The organism is Vagococcus changpingensis (assembly GCF_058211775.1).
This window is the reverse complement of the sequence record NZ_JBYVZB010000003.1, coordinates 250,053-265,056: the sequence shown is the minus strand read 5'-3', so window position 1 is coordinate 265,056 and position 15,004 is coordinate 250,053. Positions and strand designations below refer to the sequence as shown.

Below are 15,004 nucleotides of genomic sequence, written 5' to 3'. Positions count from 1 at the left end.
CTAGGGTTACTTCGTTAGTACACTAACATTATATAATGAAAATGTGATGAAATTATGAAGAATAGTTTTGAAAATAATCTGAAAAACCGTTATTAATTATTCGTTAATTGAATTATCTTTTATAATTTGTTTAAATAAATTTATTAAATAAAATTACGGAGGTTTATATGAAAACACAACGAGAGCGTATGATTAATGGAGAACTGTACTATCCTGGTAGTGGCGAGACAGAGTTAAGAGAGTTATTTATGAGAAGTCGTCGTTTAATGCGTGAATACAACCAAACAAGTGAATTCGAAGCAGAAAAAAGAGCCGCTTTACTGAAAGAATGGTTAGGAAAAACAGGAGAAAAAGTCTATATAGAACCTAATTTTAAATGTGATTATGGAAAACATATTTCAGTTGGAGAAAGGTTTTACGCTAATTTTGATTGCATTATGTTAGATGTTTGCCCTATTACTATTGGGGATAATACGATGTTTGGACCGCGAGTTAGTTTATTGACAGCATCACACCCAATTGATGCACAAGTAAGAGTATCTGGCTTAGAATTAGGATCACCTATCACGATTGGAAATAATGTCTGGTTAGGTGGCGGGGTTATTGTTAATCCTGGTGTGACGATTGGAGATAATTGTGTCATAGGATCGGGTGCAGTAGTGACAAAGAATATTCCACCTAACACTGTAGCAGCAGGAAATCCTTGTAGAGTGCTCCGTCCCATTACAGACGAAGATAAAACTTATTGGGAAAAACAAGCGAGCGTGTATTGGGCAGATGTTGAAGGAAACTAGTCATACTATGGTGTATTATGATGTTTTGTGATATTTTATACTAGTAGATAAATAGTATAAGGGAGTTTTTTTCATTGAAGAAGAAGTTAGGTTGGATTAGTTTAATATCAGTTATGGCAATTGGTCTATTGGCAAGTTGTGGCACAAAAGAGAACACAAATCAAAAACAAACAGATGAATCAGCTAAAAAAGAATTATTGACTTTGAGTTTTGGCGCTATGCCCGCAGTTGATAGTTTACCAGTTTACATTGCTGAAAAAGAAGGATACTTCAAAGATGAAGGTCTTAATTTAGCATTAAGTAGTTTTAAGTCACCAAAAGACCGTGATGCGGCTTTAACAAGTGGTCATCTAGATGGAGCTAATACAGATTTGATTGCGCTGAGCACATATAGACAAGGTGATATGGATGTCAAAGTGGTTAGTCAATCAATCGGGACTTTTTCTGTTTTAACTGGAAATGATAGTATTAACACAATAAATGATTTAAAAGGAAAAAAAGTGGGTTACGCTAAAAATCAAGCACCTTATTATTTTTTAGATGAAGCATTAAAAACGCATGACTTATCTGTTAATGAAGTCGGGTTTGAAGAAGTACCGCAAATTCCAGTCAGAGTTGAGTTAACACTAAATCATAAAATAGATGCTACAGTGGTACCTGAACCTTTTAGAACGATTGGGTTGTCGCAAGGATTAAAAGAATTAACGAATAGTAATGAGTTAGGTATTCAGTCAACTGTTTTTGGTTTTACAAATGAATCACTAACCAATAATGAAGAAGCCATTGAAGCTTTTTACCGTGCCTATAATAAAGGTGTTGATTATGTTAATAATCATGATTTGGATGATTATTATGATGTGTTAAAAGAAAAAATTGGTTTTACGGATGACATTAAAAAAGATGTGACATTACCTAAATATGTTCATGCCGAACAAATAGATGGTAAACAAGTAGAAAAGGCATTTAACTGGTCAAAAAAAGAAGGTATTTATAAAAAAGAATACAATCAAACAGATGTTATGAGTGATTTACTCGTTAAATAAGTATAGAGGTGAAAGAGATGTTAACCATTGAAAACGTCAGTGCGTCTTATGGAGGAGCACCGTTGATTTTAGATGACATCTCTTTTACTGTTTCTAAGGGAGAAGTTGTCGCGTTAATTGGTCCAAGTGGGACGGGAAAATCGACGTTACTTAATGCCATTACAACGTTGCACCAACAGTATCAAGGAACGATTACATTGGATAGGGCAGATATTAATCCAAAACATCATAAAATAGCCTGGATACCACAAAATTATGGATTATTACCTTGGGAAACAGTAAAAGAGAATATATTACTTGGAGTATCTGTTCGAAAATTATCTGGAAAAACAATATCTAATCAGTTAGATCATTTGGTAAGCGAATTAGGACTGGGGGAATTACTATTACGTTACCCTAACCAACTGAGTGGTGGACAACAACAACGCGTTGCTATTGCTAGAGCGATGCTTGTGACACCAGACATTTTTTTATTAGATGAGCCTTTTTCTGCTTTAGATGCACTAACACGAGAACACATGCAAAGTTTATTTTTAACCCAGTGGGATAAAGAAAAAGCCCCGGCTATTTTAATTACTCACGATGTAGAAGAGGCTGTATTTATGGCAAGTAAGATAGTCTTATTATCTGGTAAACCAGGAAGAGTATCAGCTGTTATAGAGAATAGTAGCTTTTCGATCCCGTTGAAAGAAAAAAGGTTATCACCACTATTTTATGACACCATTAAACAAGTGAGAGGAGCAATGGAAAAAGCATGAGAAAAAGTGTATCAAAAGTGACACATGCGATTCTATCATTTATTTTTTTAACTATTTTATGGTGGTTAGCAAGTGTGATATTAAATAAAAACATGTTACCCACACCGTTTGCGGTGTATCGACACTTAATGGTTATCGAGCCACAAGTATTATGGCTACATACATATAATAGTTTGGTTCGTCTGTTTTGGGCTATGCTGATTGCTGTTTTGATAGGATTAATTATAGGGCTTTTGATGGGACGTTTTCCCAAAATAAATCAATTGTTGGATCCAATTGTTTATTTGACTTATCCCATTCCTAAGATTGCCTTGTTGCCAATTATTATGTTGTTATTTGGATTAGGAAATGCCTCTAAAATTATCTTATTAGTGTTGATTATTGTGTTTCAAGTTATTTTATCTGTGAGAGATGGTGTTAAGTCGATTCCAAAAAGTTACTATCATCATTTGTATGTACTAGGTGCGAGTCAATTTCAACAGTTTTGTAAAATTACGTTACCTGCAGCATATTCTGCCATTTTAAATGCCGTAAGGATAGCGTTAGGAACAGCGATTGCTATTTTATTTTTTACAGAAGTATATGGGACAAGTTACGGATTAGGTTTTTTCATTATGGATGCATGGGGAAGGTTAGATTATTTAGACATGTATAGTGGAATTTTAGCGCTAAGTTTGGTGGCATTTATCTTATTTCAAATGATTGATTTTGCTGAAAATAGAACAAACAAATGGCGTAAAACGTATTAAATTATTAATAGTACAATAGTTAAAGCGATGGTTAAAAATGGGACAAAGGCTATTTTTGTAAGGGGATGGCTTGTTAATAATTGATATAACATAATATAGAGTATTCCTATAAATGAAGCAATAAATATTAACCATAGAAGTTGTATTGGAGATAGAAAGACTGACCAGTAGACAAGTAATTTGATATCACCAAATCCTAACTTTTTTGGCATCAAATAACTAAGTAATAAAAAGAACAATAAGACATATAAAGGTAATAACTTATTTATTGATGGATAAAGAGTGAGTAGACCTATTATAAACAAGACAGATAGATATGGATCAACAACATAGTAGTAAAAATCAATAATAGATAAATAAACTCCCATAATGATAAGTAGAATCATTACCATAGATAATTTTGTTGTTAACAATAGTAGATAAATAATCGAACTTCCAATAAAAAATAAGTAGCGATGATGTTTATTAAAAAGGTTTATCTTTTTGTCAGTTGGTAAAAATGATACGTATGTTAAAAAGATATACGACATTATATTGAATAAAAAAATTAAAAAAAATATCATATAAGCACCTCCTTTAAAAAGATACGAATTAAATAAAAAATTCTTTTTTGGAAGATATATGGTAAACTAACCATAAAAGAATGTAAGTAATAGGAGTGAAAAATCATGTTGAAAGACAAAAGATGCTGGTTTTTATTATTAAGTACACTATTGCTATTCTTTCTTTCCAGTTGTTCTTCTAATAAGGATAATATAGACGAAATAGCTACTTTATTTGCTAATCGACTTTTATACAATACCGATTTGGACGAATATAAAGAAAAATTTTCTGATAGCAAACGATTTAATGAACGATCAAAAGAAGTTGAAGAAGATTTAGAAAAAAATTTTGCAACAGTTTTTGAACCAATATCAGGAAAATTGTCTCAAAGTGAAAGAGAAGATATATCGAGATCATTAATTGATAAGGTGAGGGAAACAACAAGTTACACATATACTCTTGATGAACAATCAAAAGGTGAGCTTAAAGTGACGTATCATATTAAAGGATTTGATTATGCTCGACTTGTTGCAATGATGATGGCTAAATTATTAGATAATCAAGATAACATTGATATAGGTTCAGTTAATGCGAAACATCTAGTGACGACTGCTTATTACGAATCATTAGAGCAATCAATGAGTATTATAGAACCTATAAGCATTAACATTTACTTTAAAAAAGATGACGATAAAAAGTGGTTAATTAACAATAAGAAAACGGATGGAACGGATATTCAAAATTTGTTATTTGTCTTTATGACAGGAAAAGTTCACGATGAAGATTACGAGAAAAGTATGTTAGAAGAGATTAATCAAATCGTTGCTAGAGAAAAAGAAAAAGATAACAAAACATCCTCTCCAAACTAATGGACAGGATGTTTTGTTACCCTATTTAATTAAAGTCTTTTTTCTTTTTTTTGTTTTCATTAAACGATAGTATAAAATAAATGCTCCTGTAGCACTAATAAAACATATGACACCAATTATAAAGCCTGGAGGTAGGAAACTTAGCTCAATTTCATGGTTACCTTTTGGTACAGTAAATGTCAGAAAACCGTCTTGAAAATCTTTTATGGCTACTTTCTTGTTGTCTATTTTTACTGTCCAACCTTTATCATAAGGGATAGTTGTAAATACAACTTGTTCTTCAGGCGTTTCTACATGAGCTGTGGCTTTTCTACCGTTGATTTTGAAATCCACTCCTTTTGTTTCCATAGATTTAATAGCAGCATCAAATTTAGGAATATCTAGTAAGACAACAGGTGGATTGATTAATTCAATGGTATCTGTACCATAAAAAGAAACTGAGAATTCGACAATGGCATCTTCTTTGAAATACCCTAAATTGTAATATTGACCTGTGATACCAATTTGTGTTTCATAGCTAACGTTTTGCGTAGTAATTTTAGCATTAGAACTTTTTAAGTCACCAAAATTATTTGGAAATAGGCTGACATAAGCTTGTTTTCCAGCGGGGACACTTACTTGATAAGTGATGGTTTTAGCCTCATTTGGTTTTTGTTCTTTAATTGAGACTCGATTATTTGGTAAATTGGTAATTAGTGCATTTTGTGTGGTCATAACTGTGGGATTTGTAAAGGTATAATAAACATCATTTAAATCAGCTAATTGGTTAATCAGTGTAGTCTGAGCGCCAAGATTATCGTGGACAGGGAGTTTTAATTTATACAAATCATTATTTGTTAATATACCCAGTGGTAAAGCCTTATCATTCGCGTAAAGAGTATATTTTCCTTGGCTATTTGTTGGATTGAATCCATATTTTAAGACATCCTGATTGCTGATATTATATTTAATTCCCATTAGACTATCCATTAACAGTGTATTATTTTGATATCGTATGTTTAAACTAGTTCCTCGAGAACGAAATCCTAGTTCATTTAGTAAGGCAGAAGAATGTCTATTTCTAATAGAAGAAAACATGCTAATACCACTATATCCATAATTAAAGCCATCATTGCTTGAGATGGGTGAAAGAGATTCTAAACGACTAAATGATTTTTTATTAGAGTTATTAGCTTTGTCAACTAGTGCTTTATAATCTGGGTAAGGTTCTGAATACAAGCTACGAGAAGCGTAATTCCAATCGTTTAAAATGCCATTTAACATAAAAGATGTATTAATATAAGCTTCACCAGCTACTATTAAAAGAAGCAAAAAGACGAATGTGTGTTTAGGTAACTGATTTCCATAATAAAAATACATGCTTGCTAAATATAATCCTAAAAATAGAATAGTTAGGATATATTGTCCTAGAGTTACATAAGTGTAACTATCTTTACTTGATGCAAAGAAAGCGATAGAAAATAACACTGCTAAAGAAAGGACGATGACAATCATTAAGGGCATATCTGATTTAGAAAATTTTTCCCAACCATAGCCAGCAAGTATGACGACAAGGGATGAAAATAAAAAACTGTATCTAAATAAAAACATGTTAGGAGCATGCATACCATGCCAAAATAAATTAAGAGGTTCAATATAAAAACTTAAAATTAGAATAATAAATAAACCTGCATAAGCTATTTTATTTTTTGTTTTATTTTTTTCGCTACAAAAATAAAAGAGACAAAAAATTAATGGCAATAGCCCGACATAAATAAAAGGAATTGAGCCATATTTTGTGGTATCAAAAACCCCAATCATATTTTTAATCACAATATCCCAAAAAGCCGTTGCTTCTGTTTTAAGATGACCTATAGCAGATAGTGTCTCACCATTAGATCTTAAATCAAATACGGCTGGCAAAATCATCACCATCGAAGCTATCCCAGCTAAGATAGAGGTTGTCAGATAAGGGATGATTCGCTTTTTATAAAAAGATGCGTTTATGGCAACACGAGCAACGAAATAAAGGAACGAAAATAATCCTACCATAAAACCAAAGTAAAAATTAGATACAAATAAAAGAAAGTAAGAAACAAACAGTAAAGCAGATTTTCCCTTATCTAGTATTCGGTTGATACCTAAAAAAATTAGAGGGATGTACATAAAAATATCTAACCACATAATCAACTCAGAGTGTGCGGTTGCAAAAGACATGAGCGAATAACAAATAGCTAATGTAACATGTGATAGATTTGGTAATTTATAAGTTTCTTTTGAGTAGTACCAAAAGGATAATCCAGCTGTTCCTATTTTTAATAAAGTTAATAAATAAAGAGCATCTGGAATATTCTGATTATTAAAAAAGAAAACAATCGGTGTAAAGATACCGCCCAAATAGTAAGAAATAAGAGACCAGTAATTGAGTCCTAAAGAAGCATTCCAAGTATAAAAGATACTTTGTTTACCATGTAAAACGTTGTTAAAACTAGCATGAAAATTAGAAAATTGTGAAAAAGCATCGCTAGCCAAGACACTTCTAGTACTGCCAGGATAAATACCTAAACTTAAATAAACGCCTATCATAACCAAAACTGGGACGATAAAAGCAAGAAGTCCGAATTTACCACTTGTTTTAAATGTTTTTTTCATGTTTGATAACATAGTCGTTTTTTATCCTCCTAGATAAGATTTTAACGTCTAGTTTGACCTTCCCCAAAGATGATATATTTTGTGGTAGTTAATTCATTTAAGCCCATTGGACCTCTAGCGTGTAATTTTTGTGTGCTAATGCCAATTTCTCCACCAAATCCAAATACGCTACCATCAGTAAAGCGAGAAGATGCGTTGACGTAAACAGCGGCTGCGTCAATTTGTTGAATAAATTTTTGAGAGTGCTGATAGCTGTCTGTTACAATCACTTCGGAATGTTTCGTTCCGTAATGGTTAATATGCTGGATAGCGTCATCTAGATTATTGACGATTTTTACTGATAAGATTAGGTCATTAAATTCTGTGGCAAAATCTTCCTCTGTTGCAAGTGTAGCAGAAGGTAGGTAAACCAAAGATGCTTGGTCTACTCTTAATTTAACATGATTGGCTTCAAATTCAGGGGACACCAGTTCAAAAAATTTCTTAGCAATAGTCGCGTTCACTAAAAGTGATTCTATCGCATTGCATACTGAAGGACGTTGACACTTACCGTTAATTACAATATCTTTTGCCATAGTTAAATTGGCGTGTTTATCAACATATACATGACAGTTTCCAGTTCCAGTTTCAATAACAGGGACAGTGGCATTTTTAACCACAGATTGAATTAAGTTCGCACCACCACGAGGGATTAGAACATCTAGATAATCTGATAATTGCATGAATTTTGTTGCTGTTTCTCTTGAAGTATCATCAATGAATTGAACACAATCTTTTGGAAAATCAACTAACTCTAAAGCCTGTTGAATCGATTGAACAAGTGCTTGATTAGAGTAAAAAGCCTCTTTTCCTCCGCGTAAGATGATGGCATTACCTGATTTTAAAGCAAGAGCTGATGCATCTGTTGTAACGTTCGGTCTTGATTCATAAATCATACCGATAACGCCCAATGGAACTCGTTGTTTTCCAATTAATAAATTATCTTCGTTTCGCCACATATGATCAACTTTTCCTATTGGGTCGTCTAAATCAATAGTTGTCTGAATGTCGTGTTGCATCGTATTAATTCGTTCTTTTGTGAGAAGTAGCCTGTCAATCATGGTTTCAGGAATCCCATTTTTATTAGCTAATTCAATATCTTTTTCATTTGCTGCCAAGATAATTTCCATATCTCTATCTAGCATTTCGATGATAGATTTTAGTGCATTATTTTTTTCTTTTGTTGTGGCATTATTCAAGAAAAAGGCCGATTTAGTTGCTTGTTTACCCAATGTTTCTAATAGTGTCATTTAAAACCCCTCCTTTATAAGTTCTAGTTAATTTGAAAATAGTGTACCTACTTCTTTTCCCTCTAAAATGTCGAATAAAATAGCAGGATCTTTACCGCTAGCTAAAATCATTTGTGATTGATTATCTAACACACGCTTTGCTGCTTTTAATTTGCTTGTCATACCACCAGTTCCAAAAACGCTCCCTTTACCTCTAGCCGCGTCTTCCATCATTTCTGTAATTTCTGTGATATGAGAGTACAGTATCGCATCTGGATTAGTATGAGGATTATCACTATAAAAACCATCAATGTCTGAAAGCATTAGGAGTAAGTCTGCTTGAGCTAATTTACAAACAATAGCAGATAGTTGATCATTATCACCGAATTTTGTTAAGTGATCAAGTTCATCTACGGAGACACTGTCATTTTCGTTTACGATTGGGATAACCCCCATAGTTAATAACTCCTCAAATGTATTAATAACATTTTGTCTACTTGTTGGAAAATCGATGACATCACGAGTGAGTAAGACTTGGGCTGATTGTTGGTGATAAGAAGTAAATCGTTGAGTGTATATCTTGATTAATTCAGATTGACCAATCGCTGCAACAGCCTGTTGTTTAGCGATAGTCTCAGGTCGTTTTTCTAATCCTAATAAGTTCATTCCAACACCAATTGCACCTGAAGAAACCAAGATAACCTCATATCCAAGTTGTCTTAAAGAAGATAAGGTAAAAGCTAATTGATCAATAGCACGTAAATTTATTTCGGAATTGGGTAGAACAAGAGAGCTTGTTCCAACTTTTATAACAAGTCGCTTACTTTTTTTTAATAATGTTTTTCTGCTCAAAATAATCCCTCTTTTTTGTTTAATGGCTATTTTTTAAGTGCCTATGCTTGCTATAATAACGCATTTTTAATTGTGTTTCCACTAATAGAAAATGATTTTTGAAAATTAGTGTTGACTTTAAAAAAAATGAGTATATGATTGTCATGAATACTAACTTTTTAAAGAGAAAAGGAGTGAAAAAGGTGAGTCAAAAATGTAATCCACAAGCAATTGATCGATTTACGCTAGGTGGAACGCTTGTTGCAATGGGAGTTGTTTATGGCGATATTGGTACTAGTCCATTATATGTCATGAAAGCCATTGTTGATGGTAATGGCGGGCTAGATCATGTTTCAGAAACCTTTATTTTAGGTGCGGTATCACTAGTTTTTTGGACGTTAACTTTATTAACCACAATAAAATATGTCATGATTGCATTGAATGCAGATAACCACGGTGAAGGTGGTATTTTTTCACTCTTCACATTAGTTAGAAAAAATAGTCGATATTTATTATATCCGGCTATGCTAGGAGGAGCCACTTTACTGGCAGATGGTATATTAACTCCTGCTGTAACGGTTACAACAGCTGTTGAAGGCCTTCGAGGAATTCCCTCTTTCCATAATGTGTTTGGTGATAGCCAGCAAATCATTGTGATTATAACAGTTATTATTATCTTTTCCCTTTTTATGGTTCAACGTTTAGGTACTAAAAAAGTGGGGACAGCTTTTGGTCCAATTATGTTTGGCTGGTTTACATTCATTGGTTTGATTGGTTTATCTAATTTTATGGGGAATTTATCTGTGATTCGTGCATTAAATCCTTATTATGCTGTTCATCTACTATTCTCTGAAGAAAATAAATTAGGTATTTTAATTTTAGGTAGTGTATTTCTAGCGACAACAGGGGCCGAAGCTTTATATTCTGATTTAGGTCATGCCGGTAGAAACAATATTCGTGTTAGTTGGCCGTATATTAAAGTATGTTTGGTATTAAATTACTTTGGTCAAGCTGCTTGGATTATTCGTGTGAAAGATTTACCGGAATATCAAGATATCGGTATGTTGAATCCGTTTTTTAGAATGATGCCACAATCATTAACTATTATTGGTGTTATCTTTGCAACAGTAGCTGCTATTATTGCGTCACAATCATTGATTTCTGGCTCTTATACATTAGCTTCTGAGGCAATTAAGTTACGTCTATTACCAAGAATGAAAATTATTTATCCGACTGATCAAAAAGGACAATTATATATTCCAGCTATTAATAATATGTTAATGGTGGGTTGTTTAGCCATTGTTTTTGGTTTCCGAACATCTGCTCGAATGGAAGCAGCTTATGGCTTAGCTATTACGATTACGATGTTAATGACAACTATTTTGTTGCTTGTATATTTATTACAAGAGGGAACACCAAAATCTTTAGCGTACCTGATTTTTATCTTTTTTGGAACGATTGAGAGTATCTTTTTTGTTTCTAGTGCATCTAAGTTTATGCACGGAGGTTACGTTGCTTTAGGTATGGCGTTAGTTATTTTCTTGATCATGTTAATTTGGCATCGAGGTAATATGATTACAGAGGCAACATCAAAACGTATCTCTTTATATGATTATAAAGGACAATTAGGTGAGTTAAGAGATGACACGGATTGGCCACAGTTACAAACAAATTTAGTCTTTTTAACTTCTAAAATAAAGGGGCACCTGATTAGTAGAGAAATTATGTATTCAATATTAGACAAAAGCCCAAAACGTGCGAAAGTTTATTGGTTCGTTAATGTCTTTGTGACAGATGAACCGTATACCAAAGAATATTATGTGGATATGATGGATACTGATTATATTGTCAATGTCCAACTTCGTTTAGGATTTAAAATGCCACAGGAAGTTAACGTCTATCTAAGACAAATTGTACATGATTTAATGAACGAAGGAAAACTACCGAAACAACCACAAAAATATTCTATTACACCAGGAAGAGATACAGGAGATTTTTCATTTGTTTTAATACGTGAAGAATTATCCCGTGTAACAGAGTTGAATTGGTTAGATACTTTAGTGATGCAAGCAAAATTAGGAATCAAACGACGAGCAGTTGACCCTGCTAAATGGTATGGGTTGGAATATAGTGATGTGATTACAGAATATGTTCCACTTGTTATTCAACCTAAGCGAAACAAAGTAACATTAAAACAAGTGCCAGTTGAAGAATTTGATGAAGATGATGATGAATTACATAATTTATAAAAGAAAGAGTAAGATTTATTTTTACTCTTTTTATTTGTCTATTTTTCGGTTAGGATTAAAGAAATCAAAAGATAAAGGAAGGTAACACATGAATAAAGTAAGAGGATTTGAAAAAGTATCAACATTTGAGAATATCAATCTACCAAAAAGAGCAACAAAAAATGCAGCAGGATATGATTTTGAATCAGCTGTTGATATTGTGATTCCAAGTATTTGGAAACAAGGAATTGCGAAAGTATTAAAGGCTATATTATCAAAAGAAGATATATTGGTTGATGCTGATATGCAAAAAGAGTTAAAATCAACACTTGTTCCAACAGGTGTGAAATCTTATATGGGGGATGATGAGTTTTTACAGATTGCCAATCGCTCAAGCAACCCGTTAAAAAATTTTTTAGTTTTGACAAATGGTGTGGGAGTTATAGACAGTGACTATTATGATAATCCAGATAATGAAGGGCATATCATGATTCAGCTACTAAACTTTGGCTTAACTGACAAGCAGATTAAAAAAGGAGATCGTATCGCTCAAGGCATTTTTTTACCATTCTTAAAAGCAGACAATGATTTAGTACAAACGCAGAGGACAGGTGGATTTGGGTCGTCTGGTAAATAATTTTCTAAAGAGTCGCAGTTTTTATTAGAATCGGACAATTTATGTTAAAATACGTTTATAAGTATTTTATTTTATAAGGAACTAAAAATTGTAGGATAAGGATGATTTTGTGGCAAAAAAAAAGAGAAATGAGTTTGTTTGTCAAACGTGTGGTTATATCTCTCCAAAGTATCTGGGTCGTTGTCCTAATTGTGGTGAATGGAATACATTAGTGGAAGAAATTTCCTCAGATACCCCCACTAGGCATAGTCGAGTAAGTTTGACGGGTGAAATGAGTAAACCGCAAAAGTTAAAAGAAGTCGCTACACAAAAAGAACGGCGTATAAAAACACAATTAGGTGAATTAAATAGAGTATTAGGCGGGGGGGTTGTTCCAGGCTCAATGGTCTTAATTGGTGGGGATCCTGGTATTGGAAAATCAACACTATTACTACAAGTATCTCAACAACTTAGTCTGTTAAAAGGAAATGTATTATACGTCTCTGGTGAAGAGAGTTCGCAACAGATTAAAATGCGTGCAGAACGGTTGGCTGATGGAACAAATGATTTTTATGTTTATCCAGAAACGGATATGGGTCGCATTAAACAAGTTATCGAGCAATTGACACCAGACTATGTGATTATTGATTCGATTCAGACAATGGTTCATCCGGAAACGGAAAGTGCTGCTGGAAGTGTGAGTCAAGTTCGAGCGAATACGGCTGAGTTGATGCAAATTGCTAAAACAAACAATATTGCCATCTTCATTGTAGGACACGTGACCAAAGAAGGCTCACTTGCAGGGCCACGGATGCTTGAACATATGGTAGATACAGTACTTTATTTTGAAGGAGACAGACATCATACATTTAGAATATTGCGTGCTGTAAAAAATCGTTTTGGTTCAACCAATGAAATAGGTATTTTTGAAATGAGACAAGCTGGTTTAGTGGAAGTGTTAAATCCATCTGAAGCTTTCTTGGAAGAGAGAATTGATGGGGCAACTGGATCAGCGATTGTCTGTTCAATGGAAGGAACGCGACCTATATTAGCTGAAATTCAATCACTTGTAACGCCATCTGTTTTTGGAAATGCGAAACGAACAGCAACAGGTCTTGATTATAACCGTGTATCACTGATTATGGCTGTGTTAGAAAAACGTGCTGGATTATTATTACAAAACCAAGATGCTTATTTAAAAGCAGTTGGGGGAGTGAAACTTGATGAACCAGCGATTGATTTATCCATCGCAGTGAGTATTGCATCAAGTTACAAAGATAAAGGGACTTCTCCTCAAGATTGTTTTATTGGTGAAATTGGGTTAACTGGTGAGATTAGACGAGTAAATCGTATCGAGCAACGGGTAGGAGAAGCACAGAAATTAGGATTTAGACGAGTCTTTATTCCTATTAATAATCTGCAAGGGTGGACACCGCCAACTGGAATTGAAGTAATTGGTGTTGAAACACTATCTGAAACATTATTTAAAGTATTTTCCTAAGTAAAGGAGGAAAGATAAGTATGCAGAAAAAAATATATGCGATTGTGATGGCTATTGTTGGATTTAGTTTAGGTGTGGCATTATTCCCATTACTATGGAAAGCCACAAATCAAGAAACACTTAGTTGGTTAAATAACGATATTACTAACGGAATTATTGGTGCGATTATTTTTGCAATTATTGCGACTTTAACTGAGCGATACTTAGTATCAGGTTTAAAAAAAATAGAAAAATTTATTACAGAACAAAGTCTATCAGATTTGTTATTCGGAAGTATTAGTACAATTATTGGATTACTCTTAGGGGCACTTATTTCTGTTCCATTTTATTCACTCCCTTTAATTGTTCCGGCAATTATTATGTTAATTACAGGATATTTAGGTTTTAGAGTTGGAACAATGAAAACGGAAGATTTTAAAAAGCTCTTTATGCCAAAATCAAAAAAGGTATCAGAGGACATCTTAGATCGTCGAGTTGATGATTATTTTCATAAATACAAAGTATTAGATACCAGTGTTATTATTGACGGGCGTATTTATGATATAGCTAAAACTGGGTTCATTGAAGGAACATTATTAATTCCAAATTTTGTTTTATATGAATTACAATACATTGCGGATTCAGGGGATAGTATGAAACGCGTTCGCGGACGTCGAGGGTTAGATATCTTAAACGCCTTACAAAAAGAAGAAAATATCTCGGTTGAAATGTATGAAGGCGATTTTGAAGATATTCAAGAAGTTGATAGTAAATTGATTAAGTTAGCTAAATTGTTAGATGGTATTGTCGTGACAAATGACTACAATCTTAATAAAGTCTGTGAATTTCAAAATGTCCCAGTATTTAACATTAATGCCTTGGCAAATGCTGTTAAACCAGTTGTCATACCTGGTGAAACAATGGATGTTGTTGTAATGAAAGATGGAACAGAACGCCAACAAGGTGTAGCATATTTAGATGATGGCACAATGGTTGTGGTTGAAGATGGTAAACACTTTATGAACAAGAAAATAAATGTTATTGTAACGAGTGCATTACAAACGGCTGCTGGTCGAATGATTTTTGCAAAACCAAGTCATTCTCAAACAACGATAAATGCTGACTAATTGTTAAAAAAGTCTTAAGAAAGTGCCTTTACTATTTAAGTAAATGAAGGTAAACTAAAAGCATAGG

General features: G+C 33.3%; 13 protein-coding genes. 9 read left to right on the top strand and 4 right to left on the bottom strand.

Annotation, left to right across the window (positions count from 1 at the left end; all coding sequences use genetic code 11):
- The first annotated feature begins 167 nt into the window (after positions 1-167).
- From AC37UB_RS07770 to AC37UB_RS07755, 4 genes are all read left to right on the top strand, one after another.
- Positions 168-794, top strand: a complete 627-nt coding sequence (locus AC37UB_RS07770) for a sugar O-acetyltransferase (RefSeq protein ID WP_117973407.1) — start codon at positions 168-170, stop codon at positions 792-794.
- Between the two features lie 74 nt (positions 795-868).
- Positions 869-1,837 (top strand): ABC transporter substrate-binding protein, encoded by a 969-nt coding sequence (locus tag AC37UB_RS07765; RefSeq protein ID WP_117973406.1) that lies wholly within the window; start codon positions 869-871, stop codon positions 1,835-1,837.
- Between the two features lie 17 nt (positions 1,838-1,854).
- The gene (locus AC37UB_RS07760; protein WP_241699504.1) at positions 1,855-2,595 is read left to right on the top strand and encodes an ABC transporter ATP-binding protein; all 741 of its coding nucleotides are present in this window, start codon (positions 1,855-1,857) and stop codon (positions 2,593-2,595) included.
- A complete protein-coding gene (locus tag AC37UB_RS07755) occupies positions 2,592-3,344 on the top strand; it encodes an ABC transporter permease (RefSeq protein WP_490685551.1) in 753 nt (250 codons plus the stop codon). The genes AC37UB_RS07760 and AC37UB_RS07755 overlap by 4 nt, the downstream gene beginning before the upstream one ends.
- Here the strand turns inward: AC37UB_RS07755 and AC37UB_RS07750 are convergent.
- Complete coding sequence (locus AC37UB_RS07750; protein WP_117973403.1) at positions 3,341-3,907, bottom strand: prepilin peptidase; 567 nt, start codon at positions 3,905-3,907, stop codon at positions 3,341-3,343. The two genes, AC37UB_RS07755 and AC37UB_RS07750, sit on opposite strands and share 4 nt — an antisense overlap.
- A 105-nt stretch (positions 3,908-4,012) precedes the next feature.
- Here AC37UB_RS07750 and AC37UB_RS07745 point away from each other — a divergent pair, with 105 nt between their 5' ends.
- Positions 4,013-4,756: a hypothetical protein gene (locus tag AC37UB_RS07745; RefSeq protein ID WP_117973402.1), complete on the top strand. Its 744-nt coding sequence runs from the start codon at positions 4,013-4,015 to the stop codon at positions 4,754-4,756.
- A 21-nt stretch (positions 4,757-4,777) separates the two neighbouring features.
- Here the strand turns inward: AC37UB_RS07745 and AC37UB_RS07740 are convergent, their stop codons facing one another.
- Genes AC37UB_RS07740 through proB form a run of 3 tightly spaced genes read right to left on the bottom strand, consistent with a single transcriptional unit; the run spans position 4,778 to position 9,507 of the window.
- A complete protein-coding gene (locus AC37UB_RS07740) occupies positions 4,778-7,399 on the bottom strand; it encodes a YfhO family protein (protein WP_490685550.1) in 2,622 nt (873 codons plus the stop codon).
- A 29-nt stretch (positions 7,400-7,428) separates the two neighbouring features.
- Positions 7,429-8,676 carry a glutamate-5-semialdehyde dehydrogenase gene (locus AC37UB_RS07735; protein WP_490685549.1) on the bottom strand — a complete coding sequence of 416 codons (1,248 nt, stop codon included), beginning with the start codon at positions 8,674-8,676 and terminating at the stop codon, positions 7,429-7,431.
- A gap of 27 nt (positions 8,677-8,703) precedes the next feature.
- Entirely contained in the window at positions 8,704-9,507 is an 804-nt protein-coding gene (gene proB / locus AC37UB_RS07730; protein ID WP_241699501.1) for a glutamate 5-kinase, read from the bottom strand.
- Between the two features lie 245 nt (positions 9,508-9,752).
- Here proB and AC37UB_RS07725 point away from each other — a divergent pair, with 245 nt between their 5' ends.
- The 4 genes from AC37UB_RS07725 (at position 9,753) to AC37UB_RS07710 (ending at position 14,937) form a co-directional block, all read left to right on the top strand.
- Positions 9,753-11,735: a KUP/HAK/KT family potassium transporter gene (locus tag AC37UB_RS07725; protein ID WP_233519194.1), complete on the top strand. Its 1,983-nt coding sequence runs from the start codon at positions 9,753-9,755 to the stop codon at positions 11,733-11,735.
- 88 nt (positions 11,736-11,823) lie between these two features.
- A complete protein-coding gene (locus tag AC37UB_RS07720) occupies positions 11,824-12,351 on the top strand; it encodes a dCTP deaminase/dUTPase family protein (RefSeq protein ID WP_117973398.1) in 528 nt (175 codons plus the stop codon).
- 109 nt (positions 12,352-12,460) lie between these two features.
- Positions 12,461-13,831, top strand: coding sequence for a DNA repair protein RadA (gene radA, locus AC37UB_RS07715; protein ID WP_117973397.1), 1,371 nt, complete (start codon positions 12,461-12,463; stop codon positions 13,829-13,831).
- Positions 13,832-13,851: 20 nt separating this feature from the next.
- The gene (locus AC37UB_RS07710) at positions 13,852-14,937 is read left to right on the top strand and encodes a PIN/TRAM domain-containing protein (RefSeq protein WP_117973396.1); all 1,086 of its coding nucleotides are present in this window, start codon (positions 13,852-13,854) and stop codon (positions 14,935-14,937) included.
- The last annotated feature ends 67 nt before the right edge of the window (positions 14,938-15,004 follow it).